The sequence below is a fragment of the Mesorhizobium sp. B2-3-13 genome (assembly GCF_006442195.1).
Lineage (GTDB): Bacteria > Pseudomonadota > Alphaproteobacteria > Rhizobiales > Rhizobiaceae > Mesorhizobium > Mesorhizobium salmacidum.
Genome location: NZ_VFVQ01000046.1, coordinates 1 through 6798, shown reverse-complemented (window position 1 = coordinate 6798; position 6798 = coordinate 1). Strand labels below are relative to the sequence as shown.

The 6798-nt window shown below is 64.7% G+C and carries 6 protein-coding genes; all 6 read left to right on the top strand.

Features of this window, described 5'->3' with window-relative positions; genetic code table 11:
• Positions 1–235: 235 nt before the first annotated feature.
• Entirely contained in the window at positions 236–1996 is a 1761-nt protein-coding gene (locus FJ941_RS28790; RefSeq protein ID WP_140510981.1) for an ABC transporter ATP-binding protein, read from the top strand.
• A 234-nt stretch (positions 1997–2230) separates the two neighbouring features.
• Complete coding sequence (locus FJ941_RS28785) at positions 2231–3433, top strand: ABC transporter substrate-binding protein (protein WP_027142472.1); 1203 nt, start codon at positions 2231–2233, stop codon at positions 3431–3433.
• A gap of 11 nt (positions 3434–3444) precedes the next feature.
• On the top strand, positions 3445–4224 hold the full coding sequence (locus tag FJ941_RS28780; protein ID WP_140510979.1) for an ABC transporter ATP-binding protein: 780 nt from the start codon (positions 3445–3447) through the stop codon (positions 4222–4224).
• Positions 4217–4927: an ABC transporter ATP-binding protein gene (locus FJ941_RS28775; RefSeq protein ID WP_140510977.1), complete on the top strand. Its 711-nt coding sequence runs from the start codon at positions 4217–4219 to the stop codon at positions 4925–4927. Before FJ941_RS28780 ends, FJ941_RS28775 begins: the two co-directional genes overlap by 8 nt.
• 7 nt (positions 4928–4934) lie before the next feature.
• Positions 4935–5822 carry a branched-chain amino acid ABC transporter permease gene (locus FJ941_RS28770; protein ID WP_140510975.1) on the top strand — a complete coding sequence of 296 codons (888 nt, stop codon included), beginning with the start codon at positions 4935–4937 and terminating at the stop codon, positions 5820–5822.
• A 22-nt stretch (positions 5823–5844) separates the two neighbouring features.
• Positions 5845–6798, top strand: a 954-nt coding sequence (locus FJ941_RS28765; protein ID WP_140510983.1) for a branched-chain amino acid ABC transporter permease, incomplete at its 3' end; no start/stop codon positions are given.

The window sequence follows — 6798 nt, the reverse complement described above, 5'->3', positions numbered from 1 at the left end:
CGCTTCACCGCCATCGCAAATCCCTCCGAGCAATAATCGAAGTGAATCACAATGCCAGAATTGCGCAACAGGCCCTCAAGGGGGGAGATCGGATGTCACCTCGGTCTTCGCCAACCATCATCGTCATCAAGAAGGCGAGTCGGCGAAGCTGCCAATCTCCCCCCTTGAGGGGGAGATGTCCGGCAGGACAGAGGGGGGCGTGCCGCAACAAACTTCTCAGAATCCTGTCCTCGCAATGACCCCAGACCGCATCCTCACCATAACCAACCTCTCCGTCTCCGTGCGCGGCGAGGAGGGCTTCCGCGAGGTCGTCTCCAACCTCTCCCTGACGCTCTCCCGCGGCGAGACGCTGTGCATCGCCGGCGAGTCCGGCTCGGGCAAATCGATGACCGCGCTGGCCATCATGCAGCTCCTGCCGCAGCCCGCGGCGCGCATCTCCGCCGGCACGGTCCATTTGGGCGAGACCGAGCTGACCGCCCTCGACGAACGCCGGATGCGGCGCATTCGCGGCGACCGCATCGCCATGATCTTCCAGGAACCGATGACCTCGCTCAACCCGGTGCTGTCGATCGGCCGCCAGCTCACCGAATCCATCGAGGCGCATACCAGCCTGTCGCCCAGCCAGGCCCGCCAGCGTGCCGTCGAGGTGCTGAAGGCGGTGCGCATTTCGGAAGCCGAAAGCCGGCTAAGACAATTTCCGCATGAACTGTCGGGCGGCATGCGCCAGCGCGTGATGATCGCCATGGCGCTGGCGCTGGAACCGGACGTGCTGATCGCCGACGAGCCGACCACGGCGCTCGACGTTACCGTACAGGGCGAGGTGCTGGAACTGCTGCGCGACCTGCAGCATAAGCATGGCACCAGCGTCATCCTGATCACCCACGACATGGGCGTGGTCGCCGAAATGGCCGACCGCGTCATCATCATGCGGCATGGGCGCATGGTCGAGGAAGGCAAGACATCGGACATTTTCGCCCGCCCGCAAGCCGACTACACGCGCGAGCTGTTGGCCGCCGTGCCGCGCATCGGCAGTGGCGCCGGCCGCCAGCAATTGAAGGAGATCGCCGAAGCCGCAATGCCGGCCAATGTCGCAGAGGTGAACGACCTCCATGTCCGCTTCGACCTGCGCGGCGGCATTCTCGGCCGGGTCACCCGCCGCGTCCACGCCGTCGAGGGCGTCAGCTTCTCGATCGCGCCCAACGAGACGCTGGCGCTGGTCGGCGAATCCGGTTGCGGCAAGTCGACCACCGCCAAGGCGCTGGCCGGGCTGGTGCCGTATAGCGGCGACATCGTTGTCGGCGGCCGCAATTTGTCCGGCCTCGGCCGCGACGAGCGCAAGGCGGTGCGTCGCGACGTGCAGATGATCTTTCAGGATCCTTTCGCCTCGCTCGACCCGCGCATGCGCGTCGGCGACCTCGTCGCCGAACCGCTGGTCATCCACGGCATCGCCTCGAAGGAAGAGCGTCGCGAGCGGGTAGCGGCCCTGTTCGACCGCGTCGGCCTGTCATCAGACCAGATGGAGCTCTATCCGCACGAATTCTCCGGCGGCCAGCGTCAGCGCGTCTGCATCGCCCGGGCATTGGCGCTCAGGCCAAAACTGATCATCGCCGATGAAAGCGTCTCGGCCCTCGATGTCTCGGTGCAGGCGCGCGTGCTTGACCTGTTGAAGGAATTGCAGCGCGAATTCGGCGTCGCCTATCTCTTCATTTCGCACGACATGGCCGTGGTCGAGAACATCTCCGACCGTGTCGCCGTCATGTATCTCGGCCAGATCGTCGAGATGGGCACGCGCGACCAGGTTTTTTCGAACCCGCGCCACCCCTACACGAAGCGCCTGATCGAAGCCGTGCCGGTGCCCGATCCCGCGCAGCGCAGAAGCCGTTTTGCCCGCCTCGATCAGGAGATCCCCAGCGCCACCCGCCGGATCGGCGAGGCACCGCTGAAACTGGCGCTGAGCGATGTCGGCAACGGCCATCTCGTCGCTACCGAGGGCTGAAGCTGCCCGGGATGTGGTTCAAACAAGCTCGGCGTGCTCCGATCGAGCTTCACATGTTCGTGTCCCGTCCTGAGCTTTCCCGCTGGCGTCACGCTATCGGGTCGGCCTTGCCGTCATGAAATCCGCGGCCGCCCCTTGCCCTTCCGCCTGATTTTCCTAATGTTCCTTGGTGCTTGCGGATGACGACCGTAGGGGGCGGCCGGATTCATCCACACTGGGAGAGGAAGTAGACTCATGAAGCTATGCTATGTCGTTTCCGCCGCGCTCCTTGCGGCCACCACCGCCTCGGCCGCCGAGATTTCCGATGGCAAGGTCAAGATCGGCATCCTCAACGACCAATCCGGCGTCTATGCCGATTTCGGCGGCAAATGGTCGGTCGAGGCAGCCAAGATGGCGGTCGAGGATTTCGGCGGCAAGGTGCAGGGAGCACCGGTCGAGATCATCAGCGCCGACCACCAGAACAAGCCCGATATCGCCTCCAACATTGCACGGCAGTGGTATGACACCGAACAGGTCGATGCCATCATGGAGCTGACGACCTCTTCGGTCGCGCTCGCCGTGCAGGGGATTTCCAAAGAAAAGAAGAAGATCGACATCGTCACCGGTGCGGCGACCACCGACCTCACCGGCAAGCAGTGCTCGCCCTACGGCTTCCACTGGGCCTACGACACCCATTCGCAGGCGGTGGGCACCGGCGGCTCCCTCGTGCAGCAGGGCGGCGACAGCTGGTTCTTCGTCACCGTCGACTATGCCTTCGGCTACTCGCTGAAGGAGCAGACCGCCAAATTCGTCGAGAGCCATGGCGGCAAGGTGCTGGGCGAGGTGCGTTATCCCCTCGGCGCGACCGACTATTCGTCCTTCCTGCTGCAGGCGCAATCGTCGGGCGCCAAGGTCATCGGGCTCGCCAATGCCGGCCTCGACACCTCCAATTCCATCAAGCAGGCAGCCGAGTTCGGCATCGTGCAGGGCGGCCAGCGCTTGGCCGCGCTCCTGTTCACGCTGGCCGAAGTGCATGGGCTCGGCCTGCAGGCGGCGCAAGGCGTCGTGCTGACCGAGGGCTATTACTGGGACCGCGACGACAAGAGCCGCGAATTCGGGCAGCGCTTCTTCAAGCGCACCAACCGCATGCCGAACATGATCCAGGCCGCGACCTATTCGGCGGTGACGCAGTATTTGAAGGCGATCGACAAGGCCGGCACCGACGAGACCGAAGCGGTCGCCAAGCAGCTCCATTCGCTGCCGGTGGACGACGCCGTCATCACCGGCGGCAAGGTCCAGGCCGACGGCAACATGGTCCACGACATGTATCTCTACCAGGTCAAGGCGCCCAGCGAGAGCACCAAGGATTGGGACTATTACAAATACCTCGCCACCATTCCCGGCAAGGAGGCCTTCCTCAGCGAGAAGGACAGCGGCTGTCCGACGGCCGCCCAGTGACCGGCGCGGCCATGGTGCCGCCTGACCTGAACCCGGAAGAGCCGCGGGTCGTGCTTTCCGCCCGCGGCCTGCGACGTGACTTTGCCGGCTTCGTCGCCGTCAAAAATGTCGACCTCGATGTCCTCCATGGCAACATCCATGCCTTGATCGGACCTAACGGCGCCGGCAAGACGACCGTTTTCAACCTGCTGACCAAATTCCTGGCGCCGACCAGCGGCAGGATCGAGCTGCTCGGCCACGACATCACCCGCACCTCGCCGGCCAGGGTGGCGCGGATGGGGCTGGTGCGCTCGTTCCAGATATCGGCGATCTTTCCGCACCTCAGCGTGCTCGACAATGTGCGCGTCGCGCTGCAGCGGCCGGCGGGGCTCGGCATCCAGTTCTGGCGCTCGCTGGCGGCGCTCGACCGGTTGACGCCGCGCGCCATGGAGCTGCTGCGTTCCGTCGGCCTCGACGACGCCGCGAACAGGCTGGCCGGCGATCTTTCCTACGGCAGGAAGCGCGTGCTCGAGATCGCCACGACGCTGGCGCTGGACCCGAAAGTGCTGCTGCTGGACGAGCCGATGGCCGGCATGGGTCATGAGGACGTGGCCACGGTGTCCGCCCTCATCCGGTCGGTGGCGAGCGACCGCGCGGTTATGATGGTCGAGCACAATCTGACCGTGGTGGCCGATCTCTGCGACTGGATAACGGTGATGCAGCGCGGCGAGGTGCTCGCGGCCGGCGACTACGCCACCGTCAGCCGCGACGAACGCGTGAAGGTGGCCTATATGGGCACTGCCGATGACTAGTGCTTCGCCCCTGCTCGCGGTCCGCGGTCTCAACGCCTGGTATGGCGAGGGCCATGCGCTGCACGGCGTCGACCTCGAAGTGTTTGCCGGCGAAACGGTCACCTTGCTCGGCCGCAACGGCGTCGGCAAGACGACGACGCTGCGCGCCATCATGGGTCTGATCCGCCGGCGCACCGGCAAGGTCGTTTTCGACGGCGCCGACCTGATGCGGCTGCCGCTGCACCGCACCGCGCACCAGGGCATCGGCTTCGTGCCGGAGGAACGCGGCATCTTCTCGACACTCACTGTCGATGAGAACCTGGTGCTGCCGCCTGTCGTTGCCCCGGGCGGCATGAGCGTCGAGGAAATCTTCGATCTCTTCCCCAATCTGAAGGAGCGGCGCAACAGTCCGGGCACGCGGCTGTCGGGCGGCGAACAGCAGATGCTGGCGATAGCGCGCATGCTGCGGACCGGCGTCAAGATGTTGCTCCTGGACGAACCGACCGAGGGCCTCGCGCCTGTCATCATCCAGCGCATCGGCGAGCTGCTGGCGATGTTGAAGCAGCGCGGCATGACCATCCTGCTGGTCGAGCAGAATTTCCGCTTCGCCAGCCGTGTCGCCGACCGTTTCTACCTGATGGAGCACGGCAAGGTCGTGGCCGGTTTCCCCACCGGCGAACTGGCGGACCGCATGACGCTGCTCCACGAAATTCTGGGTGTATGATGGCGCCATGACGATGATCTTCGGCATCCCCGTCCAGGCATTGCTCGGCCAGTTACTGGTCGGCCTGATCAACGGCTCCTTCTACGCCATGCTGAGCCTCGGCCTGGCCGTGATTTTCGGCCTGCTGCGCGTCATCAATTTCGCCCATGGTGCGCAATATATGCTGGGCGCCTTCATCGGCTATCTCCTGTTCACCCATCTCGGCATCGGCTATTGGCCGGCGCTGATCCTGGCGCCGCTGATCGTCGGCCTGTTCGGCGTCGTGGTCGAACGCCTGGCGCTGTCGCGGCTCTACGACACCGATCCGCTCTACGGCCTGCTCTTCACCTTCGGCCTCGCGCTCGTGCTCGAAGGCATCTTCCGCTACTATTACGGCGTGTCGGGAAACCCCTACGCCGTGCCGCCGCTGCTGGCGGGCGGCACCAATCTCGGCTTCATGTTCCTGCCCATTTATCGCGGCTGGGTGGTGGTCGCCTCGCTGATCGTCTGCTTCGGAACCTGGGCGCTGATCGAGAAGACCAGGCTCGGCTCCTATCTGCGCGCGGCAACCGAGAATCCCCGTCTCGTCCAGGCCTTCGGCGTCAACGTGCCGTTGCTTTTGACCCTCACCTACGGCCTTGGCTCAGCGCTCGCCGGCCTCGCCGGCATCCTGGCCGCACCCATCTATCAGGTCAGCCCGCTGATGGGATCGGATCTGATCATCGTCGTCTTCGCGGTGGTTGTGGTCGGCGGCATGGGATCCATCCTCGGCGCGATCGTCACCGGCTACATGCTTGGCCTCGCCGAAGGCCTGACCAAGGTCTTCTACCCCGAGGCCTCCAACTTGGTGGTCTTCGTCATCATGGCGATCGTGCTTTTGGTCCGGCCGGCCGGCCTGTTCGGAAGGGACGCCTGACATGGCGGAACAAACATCCGACATGGCAGAGCTTTCGTTGCGTGAGACATCGGCCAGACCCTGGGCACGGCTTGAATGGGTGCTGATCGGGCTCGGCATACTGGCGCTGCTGGCAGCCCCCTTCTTCGTCTACCCGATCTTCCTGATGAAGATGCTGTGTTTCGCGCTGTTTGCCTGCGCCTTCAACCTCCTGCTCGGCTATACCGGCCTCCTGTCCTTCGGCCACGCCACCTTCTTCGGCGGCGCCGCCTATTTCACCGCGCACGCGGTCAAGGTCTGGGGCTGGCCGCCGGAAGCCGGCATCCTGCTCGGCATGGCGGGCGCCGCGCTGCTCGGCCTCGTCATGGGCTTCTTCGCCATTCGCCGGCAAGGCATCTATTTCGCCATGATCACGCTGGCGCTGTCGCAGATGTTCTTCTTCTTCTGCGTGCAGGCGCCCTTCACGCAAGGCGAGGACGGCATCCAGGGCGTGCCGCGCGGCATCCTGTTCGGCGTCCTCGACCTCAACGCCCCGATGAACATCTATTATTTCGTGCTTGCCGTGGTCCTGGCCGGCATCTTCGCCATCTGGCGCATCGTCAATTCGCCCTTCGGCATGATCCTGCGCTCGATCCGCGAAAACGAGAACCGCGCCATTTCGCTCGGCTATTCCGTAGCCAGCTACAAACTCGGCGCCTTCGTCATGTCGGCGGCGCTAGCCGGGCTCGCAGGCTCGCTCAAGGCGATCGTCTTCCAGTTCGCCACGCTCACCGACGTCACCTGGCAGATGTCGGGCGAGGTGATCCTGATGACGCTGCTCGGCGGCATCGGCACCATGGTTGGCCCGATCATCGGCGCCAGCCTCGTCGTCGGCCTGGAAAACACGCTGGCCACCTCGGGTTTTCCGGTGACCATCGCCACGGGCCTGATCTTCATGGTTTGCGTGCTGGTGTTTCGGCGCGGGATTGTCGGCGAGGTTTATGCGCGGGTGCTGGGG